The sequence below is a fragment of the Arthrobacter sp. EPSL27 genome (genome assembly GCF_001512305.1).
Lineage (GTDB): Bacteria > Actinomycetota > Actinomycetes > Actinomycetales > Micrococcaceae > Arthrobacter.
Genome location: NZ_LNUT01000005.1, coordinates 90190 through 109209 on the forward strand (window position 1 = coordinate 90190; position 19020 = coordinate 109209).

Here is a 19020-nt window from a genome sequence, read left to right on the forward strand (position 1 = left end):
GTGTTTGATACAAAACTACGGCCGGCAGGAACTCCGGTCAAGGACCTCAGTCGTCGAAGGGACGGAACCGTTCCACCGCGACCACTTTGTCTTTGCTGTGGTGCGCCACATGGCAGACCACAATCTCGCCGGGGGCCAGGTACGGGTCGGCGTCCGGCAGCAGCGCGCGCAGCCGGGGGCCCATGTGCTTGCCCAGCTGGGCGAACACCGTGGGAAGGGCCGGGCGGTGCGTGCACATTGCCACGGGCCGCTGCTTGTCGAAAAGGCCTTCGACGGCGGCGGCGGTCTTGTGCGGGTGGCGGTTGTGCCGGTGCTCGGTGAGGGCTTCATTCAGCTTCACCTTCGCATCGGTCGCCTTGGCGTAGGGCGCGATCGTGGCCACGCAGCGGAGCCACGGGCTGGAAACGACGCGCTTGGGCTTCCACGCCTGCAGGAGCCTTCCCACCGCCTGGGCCTGCCGCATCCCGGTGGCGGCCAGGGGCCGGTCACCTTCAGCCTTGGACCAGGACGAGCGGGGTTTGGCCTTGGCGTGGCGCACCACCACCAGGGGCCACGTCTTCAGTTCGCCGCGAGCGTGGGCGTCGGCCAGGTGTTCCAGCGGGGTGACGTCGCTCGGGTTGCTGAGCAGCCGGGCCGCCCGCTCCGGCGAGCACCACATGACGCTGTCCACTTCCTTGCCGTCCGGCAGCAGGGCGGCGCCGTCGACGTCCACCGCCCAGTAATGGACCACCTTCAGCCCCGCGGCGACGTGGTAGTGGATGGACGGCAGCGGGATGCCCAGGGGTGCGGTCAGCCCGATCTCTTCCCTGACCTCGCGGGCGGCGCACTCGGGCACCGTCTCGCCGGGATCGATCTTGCCCTTGGGCCAGGACCAGTCGTCGTACCGCGGGCGGTGGATCAGCAGGACCTCCAGTTTGGCCTGGTCGCCGCCGTTGAGGCGCCACGGCAGCGCCCCTGCCGCCACCACCGCGATGTCCTCGCCGGGGTGGTCCGTCTGGTCGGCGACCAGTGCATCGCTACTCAATGCCAAAGCCCCTACCGCAGCCCTGCAGAGCGCTGCCGCGAGCGGGAGTTAAGCAGCCACGACTGGATGTCTTCAAGGTTCTGGCCGTCCTCGGCGAGGTGGTGCCGGGTCCATTCGCCCTGGTTGTCCAGGTGCCAGCTGGCGGTGGCGGGGTCCATGTACCGGCGCAGCAGGTCCATGACGTAGTTCGTGTCGTCCCCGCTGGTGAGCTGCACCAGGGCTTCCACCCGGCGGTCCAGGTTGCGGTGCATCATGTCCGCCGAGCCGATGTAGACCACCGGGTCCCCGGCGTTGGCGAAGGCGAAGACGCGGGAGTGCTCCAGGAAGCGGCCCAGCACGGAGCGCACCGTGATGTTCTCGCTGAGACCGGGCACGCCCGGGCGAAGGGAGCAGATGCCGCGGACAACAATGTCCACCGGGACGCCGGCCTGCGAGGCCCGGTAGAGGGAATCGATGATGGCCTCGTCCACCATCGAGTTCACCTTGATCTGGACCCGGGCGGCGAGGCCTGCCCGGGCGTTGCGGATCTCGGTTTCGATCCGGTCGATGAGCCCGGAACGTACGGAGCGGGGCGCCACGAGGAGCCGCTTGAACGTCGATTTCGGGGCGTAGCCGGAGAGCTGGTTGAAGAGCCGCGACAGGTCCTCGCCCACCTGCTCGTTGGCCGTGAGGAGGCCGAGGTCCTCGTAGTAGCGTGCCGTGCGCGGGTGGTAGTTGCCGGTGCCGATGTGGCAGTAGCGGCGCAGGCCGTCCACTTCCTGGCGCACCACAAGCGAGAGCTTGCAGTGGGTCTTGAGGCCCACGATGCCGTACACCACGTGGACGCCGGCCTGCTCCAGTTTCCGGGCCCAGGAGATGTTGGCCTGCTCATCGAACCGGGCCTTGATCTCCACGAGGGCCAGGACCTGCTTGCCGGCCTCGGCGGCGTCGATCAGGGCGTCGACGATCGGCGAGTCGCCGGAGGTGCGGTACAGCGTCTGCTTGATGGCCTGCACCTTGGGGTCCGCGGCCGCCTGTTCCAGGAACGCCTGCACCGAGGTGGAGAACGAATCGTAGGGGTGGTGCAGCAGGATGTCCCGCCGCCGCATCGCCGCGAAGACGTTGGCCGCTTTGGACGTCTCCGATTCGTTGAGGTACCGGGACGTGTGCGGGACGTGCTTGGGGTAGTGCAGGTCCGAGCGGTCGATCCCGGCAATGACCGAGAGGCCGCGGAGGTCCAGCGGGGCGGGGACCGAGTAGACCTCGGACTCCTCGACGCCGAGCTCGCGGATCAGCAGAGCCAGGATGTTCGGGTTGATGTCGTTGGTGACCTCAAGCCGGACGGGCGGGCCGAAGCGGCGGCGCAGCAGTTCCTTTTCGAGCGCCTGCAGAAGGTTCTCGGCGTCGTCCTCTTCAACCTCGACGTCCTCGTTGCGGGTGACGCGGAACGTGTGGTGTTCCAGCACCTCCATCCCGGCGAAGAGCTGGTCCAGGTGTTCGGCGATGACTTCCTCGAGGGCGATGAAGCGCGCAACCCGGCCGGGCACCGAGCCGGCGCGCGGGCCGTCAATCGAGATCAGCCGGGGGAGCTGGTCCGGGACCTTGAGCCGGGCGAAGAGCTCCTTGTCGCTGACCGGGTTGCGGACCACGACGGCGAGGTTCAGGGAGAGCCCCGAAATGTAGGGGAAGGGGTGGGCCGGGTCTACCGCCAGCGGCGTGAGGATCGGGAAGACCTTCTCGGCGAACATGGCGCTGAGCTGGTCCTTGGCCTGGGAGTCGAGTTCGTCCCAGCGCATGAGGTGGATGTGCTCGTAGGCCAGCGCCGGGCGGATCTGCTCGGCGTAGGCGCGGGCATGGCGCTGCTGCAGGCGGTGCGCTTCCTCGCTGATCTGCTCCAGCACCTGCACCGGGCTGAGCCCGGCCGGGGACGGGACGGCCAGGCCGGTGGCGATCCTGCGCTTGAGCCCGGCCACGCGGACCATAAAGAACTCATCCAGGTTGGACGCGAAGATGGACAGGAAGCTGACGCGTTCCAGCAGGTGCAGGTTGGGGTCTTCGGCGAGCTCCAGCACCCGGGCGTTGAAGGCCAGCCAGCTCAGTTCCCGGTCCAGGAAGCGGTCCTGGCTGAAGTCGCCCTCGGGCTCAAGGTTCGGCGCGAATTCGGGAATGTCGATCCGGTCCTGGGTGGCGCGTGAGGCGGGCACTTCGGAGGAACCGAACTGGGCTCGCGCGGGCCGGGTCCGTTTGTTCGACGTGGCGGCCTCAGACGTGGCGGTCCGGGCAGATTCCGGTTGCATGGTCTCTCCTAATGCTGGCGCGATTTAGCTTCAACCTTACAAGCATTCAACTCGCGATCATTGCCCGGAGAGCGCAGATTTCCCCGCGCGCAGCCCAGATGTCCGCCGACTGGATTAACGCCCCGCCAATGGGGCATACATCACGTCCACATCCCAGCGGCTGAAGCCCAGCCGCCGGTAGAGGGAAACGGCCGGAATGTTGTCCGCATCCACGTACAGCATGACGGCGTGCAGGCCCTGGCGCTGCAGGTGCCGGATCCCGGCCACGGTCAGGGCCTTGCCCAGCCCGGTGCCCTGGGCCTCCGGGGTCACGCCCACCACGTACACCTCGCCGATGGCGGGGTGCTCGCCGTGCCGGGGGTGCACCTTGGTCCAGTGGAAACCGAGGATCCGGTCCGCGGCGTCGACAGCCAGCAGGAATCCGGCGGGGTCGAACCACGGCTCTGCCATCCTGGCGTCCAGGTCGGCGCGGGTCATGTTGCCCTGCTCCGGGTGGTGGGCGAAAGCGGCGCGGTTGGCGGCGAGCCACGCGTCCTCATCCTGGCCGGGGACGAAGGTGCGCACCGTCACTCCGTCCGGCAGCGGGACATCGGGGAGCTCCGCCGCCGCGCTGGCGAGCCGCATCTTCCACAGCTCGCGGACGGGTCCGTAGCCGTAGCGCGCGGCGATCTCGGCCGCAGCCTCATGGTTGCCGTGCGACCAGGCCTTGAGTCCCGCGAAGCCGCGGGTGTCCCGGAGTTCGCCGACCAGCCGGTCCGCCACGCCCTGGTTGCGGTAACTGGGGTGGACGGCGACTTCCACCACGCCCGTGCCGTCCGGTTCCTCAACGACGACGGCGACGCCGGCCAGGTCCTGCGCGGTAGCCGGGTCGGACGTCTCGTCGGGGGAGTACAGGGCGAGGGTGAGGACGGAATGGGCGCCCGCCGTGTCCGCGGAGCGCAGCATCACCAGGGTCTGTTCGGACAGCGGCGGGTTGCCGTCCGATTCCTCTGAAGCGGCCGCGAGGGCCCGGATGTCCTTCAGCAGCTGCGCATCCGCAGCTCCCTTCGCGGTGAGCACGGGCCAGTTTTCAGGATGTGCGGGACTCATGGTGCAAGGCTATACGGTGCGGAGCTGTTGGGGCACGGCTGTTCGGAGCCTCCGGGCCTGGGCCGATTTTGCAGTTCAAGCGTCAGTTACGTATAGTCGATAACTCATCCGGGAGACCGGATGCGAGGGGGATCCACCACTGGGGTGGCCTCGATACGTTCGACCCGTATGTCCTCCACTGAAGAATGAAAAAGCCCCGGACTGAGGTCCGGGGCTTTTTTCGTGCTGGACTTTTTTCGGGGTGACGGGCGCTGGTTCCGGAGCCCGGCCACGAAGCCGATCCGACAAGCAGATAACGCCGCCGCGCGCCTACGCCTCGGTGAACTCTTCTTCTGGGTGCCGCGCCAGGGTCAGGCGGTAGCCGACGTTACGGACCGTGCTGATGAGGTTCTCGTGGTCCGCGCCGAGCTTCGCCCGGAGGCGCCGGACGTGCACGTCCACGGTGCGGGTGCCGCCGTAGTAGTCGTAGCCCCAGACCTCGGTAAGCAGCTGCTGGCGGGTGAAGACCCGGCCGGGATGCTGCGCCAGGTACTTGAGCAGTTCGAATTCCTTGAAGGTCAGGTTCAGCGGTGCACCGTTGACCCGGGCGGTGTAGCTGGCCTCGTCAATGACCACGCCGGCGGCCCGGATCTCGCTGGGGGCGTCGTCCTCTTCGGGGGCCGCGCGGGCGACGCCCAGCCGGATGCGGGCCTCCACCTCGGCGGGCCCGGCGGACTCCAGCAGGATGTCGTCCACGGCCCACGCCGAGGACACGGCGGCCATGCCGCCCTCGGTCAGGATGAGCATCAGGGGAGCGCTGAGGCCGGTGGCCTTCAGAAGCTGGGTCAGGGAGCGTGCGCCGACGAGGTCTTTGCGGGCGTCGAGCAGGACGATGTCGCAGGGGTCGGTCTCCAGCAGCGCGGTGGGCTCCGCGGGGAGTATGTGGACCCGGTGGTTCAGTAGTTCCAGTGCAGGCAGTACGTCCACCGATGAGCCGGTGCTGTTCGTCAGTAGCAGGATGTGCGACATGTTTCCTCCAAGGGGTGTCCGCGCATCGTTGGGCGTCTGTAGCTGAGTTGAGTATACCCAAGGGCCCCTTTCCGGACACGGTTCTCTTCCTTGCCGGCGCCCCATTTGCGACACAAAACGGTCATATAGGGCAGGATTGATCCGTCGGGCCCCGAACCCCCTGGCCTTGACCAGGTCGAGGCGGGGTCCGCAGTGAGCGAAGGTACGACGATGACCGGAAGAAAGATGGCCGACAAACAGATGCCGGGTACACAGTGAAGTTTTGGAGCATCGGCGCCATCGGCCTGGCCGCACTCGCCGCGATCGTCGGCGCGTCATACTCCTCGCCGGAGGCACTGCTGGCGGTGATGGTGCTCGCCGCTGCCGGCGTCGGAATCGGCTGGCCGCATTTCCTCGGCATCCCCGCGAAGAAGACCCTGGCCGTGCTGATAGGCCTTCCCGGCATCGGCGCCGCCATCACCGCGACCTACCTTCCCGCCCCGGGCTTCCTGGACTGGACACCGGCGTTTATGGCCGCGGGCGTGATGGCGGTCTTCGTGATGCAGTTGATCCGCGGCACGGGGCAGGCCCAGCGCCTGGAGTCCACCCTGGGGTCCTGCGCCGGCGTCCTGCTGTCTGGCCTGGGTGCCGGCTGGATCGCGTGCTCACGGTTCGTCGGGGTCCAGGAAATGGTCCTGGTGGCCGCGATCAGCGCCGCGATCGCGCTGCTGGCCGGCCTGATCCGCTGGCCCGACCGGATCGTGGCGCCGCTGGGCGTCGTCGGCGCCGGGCTGGCCGGCCCTCTCGCCGGCCTGGTGTTTTCCGACATCGCCGTCATCCCCGCCGCGATCGTCGGCGTCGTGGTGGGGGCGGTGCTCATGAGCTTCCGCCGGCTGGTGATCCTGCGCGGTGCCCCGCTGGGGTTCGCCGCCGCGCTCGGGATGGGGCTGGGCCCGGTTTCCGCCGTCGGCTCGCTGGCCTACTTCATAGACAAACTACTCATCTACTAACGCGTTAGGATGGCATCATGTCCGTACTTGCATTTGAAATCTTCTTCCTTGTCCTTCTCGGCGTTGCCAGCCTGGCCATGGCCTGGTTTGCGGGGTTTGTGGTGTACCGGCTCTTCAAGGGCCAGAAGTAACCACCGGAAGCCACCGCCCGCCGAGTCCCGTCGTTTGCAGAGGTAACCGCTGTGCCGATTGAAATTCCAACAGATCTGACTCCGGAAATCGTCCCGCTGTCCTGGCTCATTGGTGAGTGGGAGGGCCGGGGCCGGCTGGGGGCCGGGGAAGAGGACTCCGAGCACTTCCTGCAGCACGTCTCCTTCACCCACAACGGCCTCCCGTACCTGCAGTACCGGGCCGAAAGCTGGCTGACCGACGACGAAGGCACCAAGCTGCGCCCCCTCACCGTGGAAACCGGGTTCTGGGCCCTTGAGCGCAAACAGCGCGAGGAAGACGGCGGCCCGGGCCTGATCCCGGCCGACATCGTTCCCGTGCTCAAGAGCGCGGATGAGGTCGAGGCCCTGCGCAACAAGGACGGCGGCTTCGACATCTCCGTGTCGATCTCCCACCCGGGCGGGATCTCCGAGCTGTACTACGGCCAGATCAAGGGCCCGCAGATCCAGCTGAGCACCGACATGGTGATGCGCGGCAGCCACTCCAAGGAGTACACCGCCGCCACCCGGATCTTCGGGCTCGTGGACGGCAACCTGCTCTGGCGTTGGGATGTGGCCACGGGCAAGGGCGCTGCGGGCGGCAGCGGCCTGGAGGCGCACGCCTCCGCCATTCTCGCCAAGGTCCGCTGACCAAGGTCCGCTAAGGGCGGCGCTCCACGCTAAGGGCGGCGCTCCACGCGCCGCCGGGGCAGGGGCCTCACTGTTTTTCCGTTGTCCGAAGCGACCGCAGGGAGCACTAAAGTGAACGCCACCGCCGCACAGTCCGCAGGGACCGCCGACTACAGCGACCTCAAAGCCGTGTTTTTCAACGGCACCCTCAAGAAGTCCCCCGAGACGTCGAACACGCAGGGCCTGATCGACGTCAGCCGCGGCATCATGGACAAACACGGCGTCACCACGCGTGTCATCCGGACCGTGGACCACGACATTGCCAGCGGCGTCTACCCGGACATGCGCGAGCACGGCTGGGCCACCGATGAGTGGCCCGAGCTGTATCCCGCCGTCAAGGACGCGGACATTCTGGTGGTGGCCGGGCCCATCTGGCTGGGCGACAATTCCTCGCAGACCAAGAAACTGATCGAACGCCTTTACGCGCACTCCGGCGAGCTCAACGACAAAGGGCAGTGGGCGTTTTACCCGAAGGTGGGCGGCTGCCTGATCACCGGCAACGAGGACGGGATCAAGCACTGCGCCATGAACGTCCTGTACAGCCTCCAGCACATCGGATTCACCATCCCGCCGCAGGCCGACGCCGGCTGGATCGGGGCCGTGGGCCCCGGCCCCAGCTACCTCGACGAGGGGTCGGGCGGCCCGGAAAGCGACTTCACCAACCGCAACACCACGTTCATGACGTGGAACCTGCTGCACCTGGCCCGGATGCTCAAGGACGCGGGCGGCATTCCCGCCTACGGCAACCTGCCCGAGGCGTGGAAAGCCGGAACCAGGTTTGACTTCGAAAATCCGGAATACCGCTGAACACTGAGGACTTCTACTACATATGACTACCAAAAGCCCCCTGTTGGCGCGCCCCGGCGCCGTCGAGGCCGGCGGCGCTGACGCCGGCGTCGCCTCCCACTACGGCGAGCCGCTGCGCGAGCAGCGGGCGCTGGCCGGCGGCACCGCCGTCGTGGACCTGTCCCACCGCGGCATCGTCACCGTCACCGGGCCGGACCGGCTGAGCTGGCTCAATACGCTGTCCTCGCAGCAGGTCACGAACCTGACGCCCGGGCAGTCCAGCGAACTGCTCCTGTTGAGCGTGCAGGGCCGGATCGAATTCGACGCGCGGGTGGTGGACGACGGCGCCAGCACCTGGCTGATCGTCGAAGCGGCCGAGGCCGGGCCGCTGGCGGAATGGTTCAACAAAATGAAGTTCATGCTGCGCGTCGAGATCGCCGACGTGTCGGCGGACTGGGCCGTGCTGGGAAGCACACGGCCGGTGCCGGAATGGGCCGGGCTGCTGGCCTGGGAAGACCCGTGGCCGCACGTGGGGGCCGGCGGCTACTCCTACGCCGTGGTGGGGGAGGACGCCCACCCCGGGCTGGAACGCCCCTGGTTCGAATACCTCGTCCCTGCCGCCGAGCTGGAAGCCACAGTCGGCGACCGCCCGCTCGCCGGCGTCTGGGCCGCCGAGGCCCTGCGCATTGCCGCGTGGCGGCCGCGCTGGGGTGCCGAAACCGACGACAAGACCATTCCGCACGAACTCGACCTGCTCCGCACGGCCGTGCACCTGAACAAGGGCTGCTACAAGGGCCAGGAAACCGTGGCGCGGGTCCACAACCTGGGCCACCCGCCGCGCCGGCTGGTGTTCCTGCAGCTGGACGGCTCGCAGCACACCATGCCCGCCGTGGGCAGCGAGGTCCGCTCCGGGGAACGCCGGGTGGGCACCGTGACGTCCGTGGCGCAGCACTACGAGATGGGGCCCATCGCCCTGGCCGTGGTCAAACGCTCGGTGGCGCCGGAGGAAGTCCTGACCGTCCTCGACGGCGAGGAACCCTACACCGCGGCACAGGAACTCATCGTGGCTCCCGACGCCGGACAGGTTGTGGGCCGCCAGACCGGCTTCCTGCGGGGCACCCGGTGACCGCCGGGGAACCCGGCGCCCCGGACCAGGAAACCCTGGCCCTGGCGCACGCGCTGTTCGACGCCGCCCGCGAGGGCAACACGGCCCTGCTGGCCGGCTACCTGTCCGCCGGTGTCCCCGCGACCATGACCAACGCGGCCGGGGATTCACTGCTGATGCTGGCGGCCTACCACGGCCACGCGGATACCGTCCGGCTCATCCTGAGCCACGGCGGGGACGCGGACTCCGCCAACGACCGCGGCCAGACGCCGCTGGCCGGGGCCGTCTTCAAGGGCTACCCCGACGTGGTGCAGGTGCTGGTCGACGCCGGAGCGGATCCCGACGCCGGGGCCCCCTCGGCCCGGGCCGCCGCCCACATGTTCCAACGGCAGGACATCCTGGCCCTGTTCGGCTGATGCGTCACCTCCGCCTGCGGGCGGACCTGCACCCTAAGGAATTCCATGGAAATCGTCGCCCGGCCGTGGCCGGCCCTCTGGTCCCTCGTGATCGGGTTCTTTATGATCCTGATCGACACCACCATCGTCTCAGTGGCCAACCCGCGCATCATGGAGGGCCTCAACGCCGACATCAATTCGGTGATCTGGGTGACCAGCGCCTACCTGCTGGCCTACGCAGTGCCGCTGCTGATCACCGGCCGGCTGGGGGACCGCTTCGGACCCAAGCGGCTGTACCTGTCGGGGCTGGTGGTGTTCACGCTGGCCTCGCTCTGGTGCGGTCTGTCGCCCAGCGTGGAGATGCTGATCGTGGCCCGGGTCTTCCAGGGCTTCGGTGCGGCGCTCATGACGCCGCAGACCATGGCGGTCATTACGCGGATCTTCCCGCCGGACCGGCGCGGCGCGGCAATGGGCATCTGGGGCGCCACGGCCGGCGTCGCCACCCTGGTGGGACCGATCCTGGGCGGCGTCCTCGTCGACGGCCTCGGCTGGGAATGGATTTTCTTCATCAACCTGCCCGTCGGCGTCGCCGGCTTCTTCCTGGCCCTGCGCTATGTGCCCGCGCTGAAGACCCACCCGCACAAGTTCGACATCCCCGGTGTGCTGCTCAGCGCCGTCGGGCTGTTCCTGGTGGTGTTCGGCATCCAGGAAGGCGAGACCTACAACTGGGGCACCATCGCCGGGCCCATCACGGTGTGGGGCCTCATCCTGACCGGGATCGCCGTGCTGGCGGCGTTCGTGGTGTGGCAGAAAATGAACAAGGGCGAGCCGCTGCTGCCGCTGTCCCTGTTCAAGGACCGCAACTTTTCGCTGGCGAACATCGGCATCACCACGGTCGGTTTCACCGTCACGGCCTTCACCCTGCCGCTGATCTTCTACTTCCAGCTGGTCAGGGGCCTCACACCCACTGAGTCCGCGCTGATGATGGTGCCGATGGCGCTCATCTCCGGCGGCCTGGCACCGGTGGTGGGCAAGATCATCGACCGGGTCAACCCGAAATTCATCACCGCGACAGGCCTGGTCCTGATGTCCGCGGCGCTGTGCTGGAACGCCGCCCTGATGCACCCGGACACCCCCATCCTGCTGTTCCTGCTGCCGAGCGCGGTGCTGGGCTTCGCCAACGCCGGCATCTGGGCGCCGCTAAGCACCACCGCCACTCGGAACCTGCCGCCGCGGCTGGCCGGCGCCGGTTCCGGCGTCTACAACACCACGCGCCAGATCGGGGCTGTCCTGGGCAGCGCCGCCATCGCGGTGCTGATCCAGGCCCGGCTGGCCGCCGAACTTCCCGTGGGTCCCGGGGCGCCCGGCGAAGCGGGCGCCCCGCAGTCCGGTGGAATGCTGCCGGAAGCCCTGCAGGCGGGCTTCTCGACGGCGATGGGCCAGTCCATCCTGCTGCCGGCCGCGGTGATCCTGCTCGGCGCGGCAGTGGCGCTGTTCTTCGCCAAGCCCCAGCCGCTGCAGGGCTGGGGCGCTCCCGCGGGCCAGCCGGCAGCTACAGCCGGCGCGAACCAGGCGCAGAGCTAAGGAAGGCGGCTGCCGGATCAGCCCAGCAGCACGCTGGTCTGGATGCCGCCGGACGTGAAGCCCAGGCTCCGGGCGACGGCCAGGGAACCCTTGTTGCTGACGTCGGAGCGCCACTGCAGGGTCAAGCCTGCGGCGAGGGCCTCGTGCGCCGCAATGGAGGCCGCCAGGGAGCCCAGCCCCCGGCGGCGCCACTGCGGGGCCACCAGGACCCCCATTTGGGCCAGGATCCCTTCCCATTCGGTGTAGGCACCGCAGGCCACGGGAGTGCGTCGGCTGTCCTCCATGTGCATGATGGTGAACCGGTGGTCCAGGTCCGAGAGGCCCACCTCGTTGACGTCGTCGGGCGGGCAGGCGGCTTCCAGTTCGATCGCTTCCGGGTTGCCGTGCGAGACGGTCAGTTCCTCCGACGGCTGCCGCAGGGGCAGATCGTCGGCGAAGAAGAGCGCTGCGGCGCCCAGCCCGTGGCCCCCGTGGTCCCGGGTGATGGTCAGCAGGGTCACGTGTTGGGCCAGTTCCTCGTCGGACAGCCCGACGGCGGCGTCCAGCGCCCATTGCGGTCCCACCAGGACTGAATTGCCGAAGAGCCGGATGAACTGGACCGCGCGGGCGCCGTCATCCGCGCGGGTGATGCGCTGGCCCGCGGCGGCCTTGAACGCGCCGTCGTCGAGCCCCAAACGGCGCTCCCACGCTAGCTGGATGATGTCCACCGAACCGGGCTCAAGAGTCATGCCTCCACCCTACCCACCGGCCCGCGAGGAGGCGGCGCAGAGGCTTAGCCGAAGAGGACGGCGGCCTCGTCGTAGCGGGACTTCGGCACGGTCTTGAGGTTGCCCAGCGCCGCATCGAAGCCCACGTGGACGATGTCGGTGCCGTTGAGGGACACCATGGTGCCCCAGCGTCCCTCGACGACGGAGTCGATGGCGGCCATGCCCAGGCGGGTGGCCAGGACGCGGTCAAAGGCGGTGGGAACACCGCCGCGCTGGATGTGGCCCAGCACCGTGGCCCGGGTTTCGATGCCGGTCATGGCCTCGAGCTCCGGGGCCAGCCGCTCGGAGATCCCGCCCAGCCGGGGACGGCCGAAGGTGTCCAAGCCGCGTTCTGAGTGCGGCGTTTCCTGGCCGTCCGGGACGAAGCCCTCCGCCACGACCACCAGCGGGGCGCGGCCGCGGTCGCGGGCCGACACGACCCACTCGGCGATCTGCTCCATGGAGGCTTTCTGTTCCGGGATCAGGATGGCGTGGGCGCCCGAGGCCATGCCGGCGTGCAGGGCGATCCAGCCCACGTGGCGGCCCATGACTTCGGCGATCATGCAGCGGTGGTGGGATTCGCCGGTGGTGCGGAGGCGGTCGATGGCCTCGGTGGCGATCTCGACGGCGGTGTCGAAGCCGAACGTGTAGTCCGTGGCATCGAGGTCGTTGTCCACCGTCTTGGGGACGCCGACGATCTTCAGCCCGGCGTCAGTGAGGCGCTTGGCCGCGGCCAGGGTGCCTTCCCCGCCGATGGCGATCAGGGCGTCAATGCCCAGCCGCTCCATGTTGGCCTTGATGACCTCGGGCCCGCCGTTGTTTTCGAACGGGTTGGTGCGGGACGTGCCAAGGATGGTTCCGCCCTGCTTGGCGATGCCGCGGACCATGGTGCGGGGGATGTCGATGGTGTCGGCCTCGACGACGCCGCGCCAGCCGTCAAGGAATCCCACGAATTCGTGGCCGTGGACGGCGATGCCTTTGAGGACGGCGCCACGGATGACGGCGTTCAGTCCGGGGCAGTCTCCGCCGCTGGTGAGGATTCCAATTTTCATGTCTCGGCTCAAATCCTGGTTCGAAGGTTTACAGGCAGAGCGCCACGCTGAGCTCACCCTAGAGTCTAGTGGGGGGTGTGGGGCAGGACACAAATGGTTACAGTTTGGCCGGTGAAACGCCTCGTGCCCCTGCCGGGCGGCAGGGGCACGATGTTGCGTGGCGGCTAGAGGTCAGGGCCGGGATGAGCGCTTCGCCAGGAACGACTCAAGGGCGATGGCGTTCCGCTGGTCCGGGAGCAGCGCCCAGGCGGCCAGGTAGATCACGAAGGCCGGTCCGGGGAGCAGCGCGAACAGCAGGAACGCGATCCGGACGAACGCGACATCCACGTTCAGCTTGGCGGCGATCCCGCCGCAGACACCGCCCAACCAGCGCTGCGGTCCACGTTTCAGGCCGAGGCCCCTGACGGTGCTGAAGAACTTTTCCATGGTTCAAGACTTCCCTGTTGATGTTGCTTTGTCACGTCCCCGGGCCGAGAGCAGCCCGCCGATCACCAGTGCGGCGCCGGCGCCGATCATCAGGCCGATCGCCACGTAGGTGCCGTTGAGGACCACGAGGCCCAGCTGGGAGATGATGATCAGTGCCGCGAGGGCCACAACGATCAGCCCCCACACGATGGTGCCCACCCGGGCCGGGGAATCGTCCCCCGGCTCGCGGCCGTCCAGGCCGGCTGTCGGTGCGTCGTGGGTGCTCATGTCAGTTCCCTTCCTTGATGGTGACGTTGCTGAAGGTGCCGTCAATCTTCACGATCAGCGTCGCTCCCGGCTTGCCGGTGTTGTAGTTGCTCTGCTGGGAGGTCATGCCCCCGTGGCTTTGGCTGCCTTCGTTGAGGTTGCCCATGGTCATGTCGGCGCGGACCTCCACCGGAACGGTGTCCGGGATGATCACCGTGAGGTTGCTGGCCGTGGCATCGATGGGCACCACCAGGTCGGTTCTGAGCGGCGGGTTCAGTGCCATCCGGGTCAGGTCCACGGTCCCGGTGCCGGCCGTGATGTCAAAACCGTCCAGGGCCTGCTGGATGCTCACCGGTGACCAGTCGGCGTTCTGCGGGCGGAAGCGGTCGCCGTCGGGCACCACGTTGAAGATGCCGCCGACAATCAGCGCCACGGCGGCGAAGAAGCCGAGGATGCCCGAGGTGCGGCCCCTCAGGCCGGCGACCGCGATGCCGAGGCCCAGGACCACCGCGGCGCTGGCCCAGACGATGGCGTTGCTGGCCGTGCCGAGGTCGATCACGTTTGCGACGTCGAGGGCCTTGAGGCCGCCGCCCACCAGCAGTGCGAGGCCGGTGGTGACCGCGACGGCGGGGGCGCCGGGGCCTCAGCACCCACGGCCTCTTTCGCCAGCTCCGGCTACGGCGCATCGGACACCCTGCCCCGCTACGGCGCGGATCCCACGGCGTCGGGTCAGGGGTGGGGCACACCCCCGCCCGCCGGCCGAAGTGCTTCCGGAGTCTCGACATTTCTATGTTTAGGCGGTGCCGGCCGGGAAGTCCAGGGGCAGGGTGGCGGACGTATCCAGCGGCGCCGTCTTGCCGGCGTCGTGGGCGGACGGCTCGTGGGCGGACGGTTCCTGTTCGGACGGCTCGTGGGCGGACGGCTCGTGGGCGGACGGTTCCTGTTCGGACGGCTCGTGGGCGGACGGCACCTGTTCGGAGGGTTCTTGGGCGGAGGGCCCCTGCTCGGAGGCTTGCGCGGAGGGTGCCTGCGCGGAGGGTTCGGAGGGCTGGTCGCCCGGGTGCCCGGCAGCGCGGCCGGAGGCGCCGCGTCCTTCATCGGGGAGGTCAGTGTGCGGATTCATACTTCGATCCTCCCGTCAGCCGCGGATCCGCTCTACTGGGGGATACCCTGAGCTGTCCCTGAGTCGTCCCCGGTCAGCGCCGGAAACGGGTCCGGGAACCCCTGATCCGTGCTTGGATTGACTCATGACAACCGCCGCTTACCGTCCGCCGCTGGTCCGCGGCGGCGACAGGGTGATTGCCGGCGTCTGCGCCGGCCTGGCCCGGCACCTGGGCTGGCCGGTGAAGATGGTCCGGATCGGCATGGTCGTGGCCGCGCTCGCCGGCGGTGCCGGCGTCGCGTTCTACGCCTGGCTCTGGATCATGGTTCCCACCGCCGACGAGAGCGCCAAGCGCAATGCCCGCCAGCCGGCGTCGCCCATTGCCCCCGCAGTGAGCGCACCGTTCACCGCCCCCGCATCCCAGCAGTACCCCACTCAGCCCTACCCCGCTCAGCCGTACCCCGCCCAGCCGTATGCTGCAGCCTTCGCCCCGTCCGCGCCCCCGGTTCCGGGGTCGGCCGCGGGCACCGCAGCCGCGGGAACAGCCCCCGCGTCTGAGGGACAGGTGCCCGCCGATTCCTGGCGCAGCAGGGTCACGTCCCTGCGCTACGGCAAGGAGATCCTGCTTGGGGCGGGCCTGCTGCTGGCCGCCGCGATCCTGATCGCCCGTGTGCTGGGCGTTGACGTCCCTCTCGGGACGCTCATCCCGGTGGCGGCCATCCTGGGCGGTGCGGCCATCGCCTGGATGCAGCTGGATGAGACCCGCCGTGCCGGCCTGGTGGACAAGACCAAGGCAGACCAGGCCGGCGGCTGGGCGCGCCTCGCGGCCGGGCTGGCCCTGGTGGTGGCCGGGGTCCTGGTGATGGTCTCCGGCTCCGGCTCCTGGGAACAGACCTGGCTTGCCCTACTGTCCTCGGTGGCCGTGCTCGGCGGCGTGGCCCTGGTCCTCCTGCCCTGGGGGCTGAAATTCTGGCGCGACCTGGAAGCGGAGCGCGCCGGCCGGGTCCGTGCCACTGAGCGTGCCGAGATCGCTGCCCACCTCCACGACTCCGTCCTGCAGACACTCGCCCTGATCCAGCGGCGCGCCGGCAACGAGACCGACGTCGTCCGCCTGGCCCGCGCCCAGGAGCGCGAGCTGCGGGGATGGCTGTACCGGGATCCCGGCAAGGAAGCCGGGCAGCTCTCCGAGGGCATCAACGCCGCAGCCGCCGAAGTGGAAGACTCCCTCGGCCACGCCGTCGAGGTGGTCACCGTGGGCGACTGCGCCATGACCGAACGGCACGAGGCCCTGGTCCAGGCCGCCCGCGAGGCCATGCTGAACGCGGCCCGGCACGGCGGTGGCGCTGTGTCGGTGTACCTCGAAGTCACGGACGGCGCGGCGGAGGTGTTCGTGAAGGACCGCGGCCCGGGCTTCGATCCGGACGCCGTTCCGGCCGACCGGCTGGGCGTCCGCGAATCGATTGTGGGCCGGATGAATCGCCATGGCGGCACCGCCATCATCACCAGCAGCCAGGACGGCACCGAGGTGCGGCTCCGGCTTCCCCAGGCCGCGGGAACAGCCTCCGGCGCCGCAGCCACCAACAGCAACGGAGAGGCGCGACTGTGAGCACCATCGAAGAGGCAAGCCCGGCCCGCGGGATCAGGGTGGTGATCGTAGATGACCACGCCATCTTCCGGTCCGGCCTGAAGGCAGACCTGGACCCGGACATCGTGGTGGCCGGGGAGGCGGGCACGGTGGAAGAGGCCGTCGTCGTGATCGCCGCCGTGCGCCCCGACGTCGTGCTCCTCGACGTGCACCTGCCGGGCGGGCTCGGCGGCGGCGGCAGGGAGGTGCTGGCCGGGTCCGTGCCGTTGCTGGGCAGCACCCGGTTCCTGGCCCTGAGCGTCTCGGACGCGGCCGAGGACGTGGTCTCCGTGATTCGGGCGGGTGCCCGCGGCTACGTCACCAAAACCATTTCCGGGGCCGAAATCTCCGACGCGGTGCGCCGCGTGGCGGGCGGTGACGCCGTGTTCTCGCCCCGGCTGGCCGGTTTTGTGCTGGACGCGTTCGGGACAGCCCCGGCGGACATTGCCGACGACGAGCTGGACCGGCTGTCAGCCCGCGAGCTTGAGGTGATGCGGCTGATCGCCCGCGGCTACAGCTACAAGGAAGTCGCCAAGGAGTTGTTCATCTCGATCAAAACCGTGGAAACCCACGTCTCGGCGGTGCTGCGCAAGCTGCAGCTCTCCAGCAGACACGAACTCACCCGCTGGGCCGCCGAACGCCGGCTCCTCTAGCAAACACCAACGCTCCCGCACGTCTGGCGCTTTAACGACGAACGCTCCCGCAGCGAGTGCGGGAGCGTTCGTCGATTTCGTGCAGGATCTGCGGGAGCGTCCTATTTCGCCTTGCCGAGGAAGTCCTGGAGGCGCGCGACGCCGGTGGCCAGGTCCTCGTCGCCCAGGGCGTAGGAGAGGCGGAGGTAGCCGGAGGGGCCGAACGCCTCGCCCGGAACCACGGCCACTTCGACCTCGTCCAGGATCAGCGCGGCCAGCTCGGCCGACGTCGACGGCCGGACCGGACCGTTCGCGGACGGGAACTCCTTGCCCAGCAGGGCGCGGACGTCGGCGTAGACATAGAAGGCGCCCTTCGGCGTCGGGCAGTCAACACCGTCAATGGCGTTGAGCCCGGCCACGATGGCCTTGCGGCGGCGGTCGAAGGCGAGTTTCATCTCGTCGACGGCGGTCAGCGGCCCGGACACGGCGGCGAGGGCGGCCACCTGCGGGATGTTCGAGACGTTGGACGTCGCGTGCGACTGCAGGTTGGTGGCGGCCTTGATGACATCGGCCGGGCCGATCATCCAGCCCACGCGCCAGCCGGTCATGGCGTAGGTCTTGGCGACACCGTTGAGGATGACCACCTTGTCGCCCAGTTCCGGGACGGCCGTGGCGATCGAGGTGAAGGGAACGCCGTCGTAGGTGAGGTGCTCGTAGATTTCGTCCGTGACCACCCACAGTCCCTTGGAAGCGGCCCACTGGCCGATCTCCCGGACCTGCTCCGGCGAGTACACGGCGCCGGTGGGGTTGGACGGGGAAACGAAGAGCAGGATCTTGGTGCGGTCCGTCAGGGCGGCCTCAAGCTGCTCCACCGTGACCAGGTACTCCTGTTCCGGGCCGGCGAAGACCTCCACGGGAACGCCTCCCGCGAGCCGGATGGCCTCCGGGTAGGTGGTCCAGAACGGCGTCGGGACAATGACCTCGTCGCCCGGATCCAGCAGTGTGGCGAAGGTGTTGTACACGGCCTGCTTGCCGCCGTTGGTGACCAGCACCTGGGCGGCGTCGGCCTTGTAGCCGGAATCCCGGAAGGTCTTGTCCGCGATGGCCTGCTTGAGTTCCGGCAGCCCGCCGGCGGGGGAGTAGCGGTGGTACTTGGGCTGGCCGGCGGCCTCAATGGCGGCCTGCACGATGTAGTCGGGGGTCGGGAAGTCCGGTTCTCCGGCGCCGAAGCCGATGACGGGGCGGCCGGCCGCCTTCAACGCCTTCGCCTTGGCATCAACAGCCAACGTGGCGGATTCGGCTATGGCGGAAATACGCTGTGAAATGCGGGCGGCAGGCATCGGCGGTCCATTCTTCGCTTGCAGCGCGGTGGCTGGTTGTGGGATTCGACGGAACCTACTCTATGCTGTTCACCGGACCGTCCGGGGTGACGGCGAGGAAATGTGACTGTGTACGTGTCAGTTGCTTTCCCGCCTGATTCTCCGGTGCCGCTGTCGGGTTTTTTTCGGGAGCAAAGCGGGTCCGGTGGGGCCAGTTCGACGTAGGCGCAGTTGTTGCGTAGACTGGTTCTCCGGTGTTGAAAACACGATTGATGGTCTGCGCCTCAGGAACGTCTGGGGAAACTGGCCGGAACCGGGTTTCGATTCCATAGGGTAGTGGCGCAATTGGTAGCGCAGCGGTCTCCAAAACCGCAGGTTGCAGGTTCGAGTCCTGTCTGCCCTGCGCAAGCTGTTCCGGTATCTCCGGAACAAGCGCAGCAACCATGGTTCAGTTCAGAGCCGGGTATCCGACATTGCGAGGATGAGTGAGGATCAGGTGACCGAAACGGCTGCAAGCAGCTCCAGTGGCCGCCCCGCCAAGAATGCCCCCAAGGCAGGCTTCTTCGCTCGAATCGCGCTCTTCATCCGCCAGGTCATCGGCGAACTGAAGAAGGTCGTTGCACCGACCCGCAAGGAACTGATCAACTACACGCTCGTGGTGCTGGTGTTCGTGGTCATCATGATGCTCATCGTCACCCTGCTGGATCTGGCCTTCGGGACCGGAGCCGCATGGGTCTTCGGCGGCACAGGCCCCGCGGACAACTAAGGCGACCGCTCCGCA

At 68.4% G+C, this 19020-nt stretch carries 19 protein-coding genes, 1 tRNA gene and 1 pseudogene; 10 read left to right on the forward strand and 11 right to left on the reverse strand.

Going from position 1 to position 19020, the window contains the following annotated elements; translation table 11 throughout:
- Positions 1 to 46: 46 nt before the first annotated feature.
- From AR539_RS11320 to AR539_RS11335, 4 genes are all read right to left on the reverse strand, one after another.
- Entirely contained in the window at positions 47 to 1024 is a 978-nt protein-coding gene (locus AR539_RS11320) for an NUDIX hydrolase (protein ID WP_066436757.1), read from the reverse strand.
- Between the two features lie 11 nt (positions 1025 to 1035).
- Positions 1036 to 3300, reverse strand: coding sequence for an RNA degradosome polyphosphate kinase (locus AR539_RS11325; protein ID WP_066436759.1), 2265 nt, complete (start codon positions 3298 to 3300; stop codon positions 1036 to 1038).
- Between the two features lie 114 nt (positions 3301 to 3414).
- On the reverse strand, positions 3415 to 4389 hold the full coding sequence (mshD, locus tag AR539_RS11330) for a mycothiol synthase (RefSeq protein ID WP_066436761.1): 975 nt from the start codon (positions 4387 to 4389) through the stop codon (positions 3415 to 3417).
- A 309-nt stretch (positions 4390 to 4698) separates the two neighbouring features.
- Entirely contained in the window at positions 4699 to 5397 is a 699-nt protein-coding gene (locus AR539_RS11335; RefSeq protein ID WP_066436762.1) for a winged helix-turn-helix transcriptional regulator, read from the reverse strand.
- A 254-nt stretch (positions 5398 to 5651) separates the two neighbouring features.
- Between AR539_RS11335 and AR539_RS11340 the strand changes: the two genes are divergently transcribed.
- The 6 genes from AR539_RS11340 (at position 5652) to AR539_RS11365 (ending at position 11092) form a co-directional block, all read left to right on the forward strand.
- Positions 5652 to 6386 carry a permease gene (locus tag AR539_RS11340; protein WP_066436764.1) on the forward strand — a complete coding sequence of 245 codons (735 nt, stop codon included), beginning with the start codon at positions 5652 to 5654 and terminating at the stop codon, positions 6384 to 6386.
- Positions 6387 to 6568: 182 nt separating this feature from the next.
- Positions 6569 to 7183: an FABP family protein gene (locus tag AR539_RS11345; protein ID WP_066436767.1), complete on the forward strand. Its 615-nt coding sequence runs from the start codon at positions 6569 to 6571 to the stop codon at positions 7181 to 7183.
- Between the two features lie 111 nt (positions 7184 to 7294).
- Positions 7295 to 8029, forward strand: coding sequence for a flavodoxin family protein (locus AR539_RS11350; protein ID WP_066436770.1), 735 nt, complete (start codon positions 7295 to 7297; stop codon positions 8027 to 8029).
- A gap of 22 nt (positions 8030 to 8051) precedes the next feature.
- On the forward strand, positions 8052 to 9134 hold the full coding sequence (ygfZ, locus tag AR539_RS11355) for a CAF17-like 4Fe-4S cluster assembly/insertion protein YgfZ (RefSeq protein WP_066436777.1): 1083 nt from the start codon (positions 8052 to 8054) through the stop codon (positions 9132 to 9134).
- Entirely contained in the window at positions 9131 to 9529 is a 399-nt protein-coding gene (locus tag AR539_RS11360; protein ID WP_066436780.1) for an ankyrin repeat domain-containing protein, read from the forward strand. Before ygfZ ends, AR539_RS11360 begins: the two co-directional genes overlap by 4 nt.
- Positions 9530 to 9574: 45 nt before the next feature.
- Positions 9575 to 11092: a DHA2 family efflux MFS transporter permease subunit gene (locus AR539_RS11365; RefSeq protein ID WP_066436782.1), complete on the forward strand. Its 1518-nt coding sequence runs from the start codon at positions 9575 to 9577 to the stop codon at positions 11090 to 11092.
- 17 nt (positions 11093 to 11109) lie between these two features.
- Here the strand turns inward: AR539_RS11365 and AR539_RS11370 are convergent, their stop codons facing one another.
- The 6 genes and pseudogenes from AR539_RS11370 to AR539_RS11395 form a co-directional block, all read right to left on the reverse strand.
- Complete coding sequence (locus AR539_RS11370; RefSeq protein WP_066436784.1) at positions 11110 to 11820, reverse strand: GNAT family N-acetyltransferase; 711 nt, start codon at positions 11818 to 11820, stop codon at positions 11110 to 11112.
- Positions 11821 to 11864: 44 nt separating this feature from the next.
- On the reverse strand, positions 11865 to 12890 hold the full coding sequence (locus tag AR539_RS11375) for a 6-phosphofructokinase (protein ID WP_066436793.1): 1026 nt from the start codon (positions 12888 to 12890) through the stop codon (positions 11865 to 11867).
- A 171-nt stretch (positions 12891 to 13061) separates the two neighbouring features.
- A complete protein-coding gene (locus AR539_RS11380; RefSeq protein ID WP_066436796.1) occupies positions 13062 to 13316 on the reverse strand; it encodes a PspC domain-containing protein in 255 nt (84 codons plus the stop codon).
- Between the two features lie 3 nt (positions 13317 to 13319).
- Positions 13320 to 13583, reverse strand: coding sequence for a hypothetical protein (locus AR539_RS11385; RefSeq protein WP_066436800.1), 264 nt, complete (start codon positions 13581 to 13583; stop codon positions 13320 to 13322).
- A gap of 1 nt (position 13584) precedes the next feature.
- Positions 13585 to 14205 (reverse strand): annotated as a pseudogene (locus tag AR539_RS11390) (PspC domain-containing protein); the annotation flags it as partial.
- A 150-nt stretch (positions 14206 to 14355) separates the two neighbouring features.
- Positions 14356 to 14685 (reverse strand): hypothetical protein, encoded by a 330-nt coding sequence (locus AR539_RS11395; protein WP_066436803.1) that lies wholly within the window; start codon positions 14683 to 14685, stop codon positions 14356 to 14358.
- A 124-nt stretch (positions 14686 to 14809) separates the two neighbouring features.
- Between AR539_RS11395 and AR539_RS11400 the strand changes: the two genes are divergently transcribed.
- Together AR539_RS11400 and AR539_RS11405 are read left to right on the forward strand one after the other, a co-directional pair.
- Entirely contained in the window at positions 14810 to 16270 is a 1461-nt protein-coding gene (locus tag AR539_RS11400) for an ATP-binding protein (RefSeq protein WP_066436804.1), read from the forward strand.
- Complete coding sequence (locus AR539_RS11405; RefSeq protein ID WP_197410625.1) at positions 16267 to 16941, forward strand: LuxR C-terminal-related transcriptional regulator; 675 nt, start codon at positions 16267 to 16269, stop codon at positions 16939 to 16941. Before AR539_RS11400 ends, AR539_RS11405 begins: the two co-directional genes overlap by 4 nt.
- A 101-nt stretch (positions 16942 to 17042) precedes the next feature.
- Here the strand turns inward: AR539_RS11405 and AR539_RS11410 are convergent, their stop codons facing one another.
- A complete protein-coding gene (locus tag AR539_RS11410; protein WP_066436805.1) occupies positions 17043 to 18260 on the reverse strand; it encodes a pyridoxal phosphate-dependent aminotransferase in 1218 nt (405 codons plus the stop codon).
- Between the two features lie 309 nt (positions 18261 to 18569).
- On the opposite strand from AR539_RS11410, the gene AR539_RS11415 reads away from it, so the two are divergent.
- A tRNA-Trp gene (locus AR539_RS11415) sits at positions 18570 to 18642 on the forward strand.
- Positions 18643 to 18720: 78 nt separating this feature from the next.
- Complete coding sequence (gene secE / locus AR539_RS11420) at positions 18721 to 19005, forward strand: preprotein translocase subunit SecE (RefSeq protein ID WP_066436807.1); 285 nt, start codon at positions 18721 to 18723, stop codon at positions 19003 to 19005.
- Positions 19006 to 19020: the final 15 nt, after the last annotated feature.

Bases quoted from the DNA above. Each gene is read 5' to 3' on its own strand.
- AR539_RS11325 (WP_066436759.1), bottom strand. From the start codon at position 3,300: ATGCAACCGGAATCTGCCCGGACCGCCACGTCTGAGGCCGCCACGTCG.
- mshD (WP_066436761.1), bottom strand. From the start codon at position 4,389: ATGAGTCCCGCACATCCTGAAAACTGGCCCGTGCTCACCGCGAAGGGA.
- AR539_RS11335 (WP_066436762.1), bottom strand. From the start codon at position 5,397: ATGTCGCACATCCTGCTACTGACGAACAGCACCGGCTCATCGGTGGAC.
- ygfZ (WP_066436777.1), top strand. From the start codon at position 8,052: ATGACTACCAAAAGCCCCCTGTTGGCGCGCCCCGGCGCCGTCGAGGCC.
- AR539_RS11365 (WP_066436782.1), top strand. From the start codon at position 9,575: ATGGAAATCGTCGCCCGGCCGTGGCCGGCCCTCTGGTCCCTCGTGATC.
- AR539_RS11370 (WP_066436784.1), bottom strand. From the start codon at position 11,820: ATGACTCTTGAGCCCGGTTCGGTGGACATCATCCAGCTAGCGTGGGAG.
- AR539_RS11375 (WP_066436793.1), bottom strand. From the start codon at position 12,890: ATGAAAATTGGAATCCTCACCAGCGGCGGAGACTGCCCCGGACTGAAC.
- AR539_RS11380 (WP_066436796.1), bottom strand. From the start codon at position 13,316: ATGGAAAAGTTCTTCAGCACCGTCAGGGGCCTCGGCCTGAAACGTGGA.
- AR539_RS11385 (WP_066436800.1), bottom strand. From the start codon at position 13,583: ATGAGCACCCACGACGCACCGACAGCCGGCCTGGACGGCCGCGAGCCG.
- AR539_RS11395 (WP_066436803.1), bottom strand. From the start codon at position 14,685: ATGAATCCGCACACTGACCTCCCCGATGAAGGACGCGGCGCCTCCGGC.
- AR539_RS11400 (WP_066436804.1), top strand. From the start codon at position 14,810: ATGACAACCGCCGCTTACCGTCCGCCGCTGGTCCGCGGCGGCGACAGG.
- AR539_RS11410 (WP_066436805.1), bottom strand. From the start codon at position 18,260: ATGCCTGCCGCCCGCATTTCACAGCGTATTTCCGCCATAGCCGAATCC.
- secE (WP_066436807.1), top strand. From the start codon at position 18,721: ATGAGTGAGGATCAGGTGACCGAAACGGCTGCAAGCAGCTCCAGTGGC.